The following is a 2,520-nucleotide window of genomic DNA, read 5'->3' as shown; positions in this document are numbered from 1 at the left end:
TCGGTGTAGATGCCGCCGTAGATCATGCAGATCGCGCCGGCCAGCAGCAGCAGCCGTTGCCACGCCTTGACCGCCCCGAAGTACCACGCCTGCACCGCCGCGGCGAGCATCACCACGCCGATGGTGGCGGTCACCGCGACGCGCAGGATCTGCAGGCCGCTGCCCTCCATCAGGATCGCCGGGCTGTAGAAGAACATGAACGGCACGATGAAGGCCGCCAGCCCGATCTTGAACGAGGTGGTCGAGGTCTCCATGGCGTTGGCCCCGGAGATGCCCGAGGCGGCGTAGGCCGCCAGCGCCACCGGCGGGGTGATCGCCGACATCACCGCGAAGTAGAACACGAAGAAGTGCGCCACCAGCGGCTGGATGCCGATCCCGATCAGGCCCGGCGCGACCACCGAGGCGGCCACCGCATAGGCCGCCGTAGTCGGCATGCCCATGCCCAGCAGGATCGAGATGCACATGGCGAAGAACAGCGCCAGCAGCTGGCTGACCCCGGCCAGGCCGAGCAGCAGCGACGAGAAGCGCGCGCCGACCCCGGTCAGCGAGATCACCCCGACGATCAGGCCGGCACAGGCGCAGACCACGATGATCTGGATCGACATGGTGCCGGCCAGCTGCAGCGCCTTGAGGATCGAGCGGATGCCCATCTTGTGCGGCGACAGCCAGCTGACCACCGCCGCCGAGGCGGTGGCCAGGGTACCGGCACGGATCACCGAGTAGCCCATGAACAGCGCGGCGATCAGGATGATGATCGGGGCGAACAGGTAGACCTGCTTGACCAGGCGGCGGAACTGCGGGATCTCGTCCTTGCGCATGCCGCGCATGCCCTTGCGGGCGGCCTCGAAGTCGACCATGCAGTAGACCGAGAGGAAGTAGAGCGCGGCGGGAATCAGCGCCGCTACGGCGATCTCGCGGTAGGGGATGCCGGTGATCTCGGCCATGATGAAGGCGCCGGCGCCCATGATCGGCGGCATGATCTGGCCGCCGCTGGAGGCCGCGGCCTCGATCGCCCCGGCGCTGCGCGCCGGGTAGCCGACCTTCTTCATCAGCGGGATGGTCAGCGAGCCGGTGGAGACCACGTTGCCGGCGCTGGTGCCGTTGATCATGCCCATCAGGCCAGAGGCGAAGATCGACACCTTGGCCGGGCCGCCGCGGGCGCGGCCAGCGGCGGCGAAGGCGAAGTTGACGAAGTAGTCGCCGACCTTGGAGGCCTGCAGGAAGGCGGCGAAGATGATGAACAGGATGATGTAGGTCGACGACACCGCGGTGGTCGGGCCGAGGATGCCGGCATCGGTGTAGACCTGGCTGAAGAAGCGCCCCACCGAGAGGCCCGGGTAGCCGAGGAAGCCGGGCAGGTAGGGCCCGCCCCAGACGTAGAGCAGGAACACCAGCGAGATGATCACCAGCGCATTGCCGGTGACCCGGCGGGTCATCTCGAGGATCAGCAGCGAGCCGGCGATGGCCGCATAGGAGATGCCCATCGGCGCGAAGGAGGTGCCGGTCGACATGCGCAGCGGGGTGTTGTAGATGACCAGGAAGTAGCCGGCGCTGGCCAGGGCGCAGACCATCAGCACCAGGTCGGGCAGCGCGCACTTCTCGCGCACCTGGCGATACAGCCACGACATCACGATGGCCGCGGCGGTGGCCAGGATCAGCGGATAGCCGTAGTGCCAGGCCTCGATATGCGGCTCGATGCGCATCGCGCCGCCCTCGATGGTGCGCCACATCAGGAAAGTCTGCAGCAGCGCATAGAGCGCCGGCAGCAGCAGCAGCGCGGAGAGCACGGTCTGCCACTTGGGCGCCGCCTGCCGGCCGTCGCTGGCGAAGCGGCCGCCGGTGTAGAGGCCGTAGCCGAGGATCAGCGCGCCGGCGATGTGGATCACCCGGTACGACCAGGTCTCCATCGGCAGCACGTTGAGGGTAATCAGGTGGAACAGCGAGTAGGCCACGGCGAGGCCGCCGAACAGCGCCCACTGCCAGCCGGTGAACAGGCGCCGGTTGGACTCGATGACCTCTTCGTCGACGCCTTCGGCAAGCAGCTCTTTGGCGTCATGCTGCTCTTCCGCGTCGCCAGGCGAGGCCTCGGCGGAAGAACGGTTGTCGGGTGTATTGCTCATGGGACAGTTACCCTTGAGTGTCGGAATCGGCTGATCGACCACGTCGGCCCTAGCTTGATCAGCGTTTCCTGAAGCAGTAATGGCGTGGCAAGGGCCGGCCCTGGGATCAGGTGCCGGCCCTTGCGGTTGGTACTAGCGCAGTGGCTTAGCGGATCATGTCGTCATCGATCTCGTAGCCGTTCTCGTTGAACCAGCGCGCGGCGCCCGGGTGGAACGGCATCACGGTGTTGTGCACGACGTTCTCGGGGATGGTGGTGGCGGCACTGCGGTGCACGTCCATCATCTTGTCGTTGTTCTCCATGGTGATGCGCGTGACTTCGTAGACGAAGTCTTCCGGCAGGTCGCAGCCGGCGATGGCGAAGTTCCACATCGACACGGCGCGGGCGTCTTCCTCGAGGGT

The 2,520-nt window shown here is 66.8% G+C and carries 2 protein-coding genes; both read right to left on the bottom strand.

The features are described 5' to 3' along the window. Window positions 1-2,120: TRAP transporter permease (locus tag CK498_RS25540; RefSeq protein ID WP_095623647.1), on the bottom strand; the 2,120-nt coding region annotated here is incomplete at its 3' end. 145 nt (window positions 2,121-2,265) lie between these two features. After that, a partial coding sequence (locus CK498_RS25535) for a TAXI family TRAP transporter solute-binding subunit (protein ID WP_324615594.1) occupies window positions 2,266-2,520 on the bottom strand: 255 nt, incomplete at its 5' end.

It is taken from the genome of Halomonas salipaludis, assembly GCF_002286975.1.
Classification (GTDB): Bacteria; Pseudomonadota; Gammaproteobacteria; order Pseudomonadales; family Halomonadaceae; genus Franzmannia; species Franzmannia salipaludis.
Note: the sequence above shows the minus strand (reverse complement) of the source record. Positions and strands in the feature narration are given on the sequence as shown.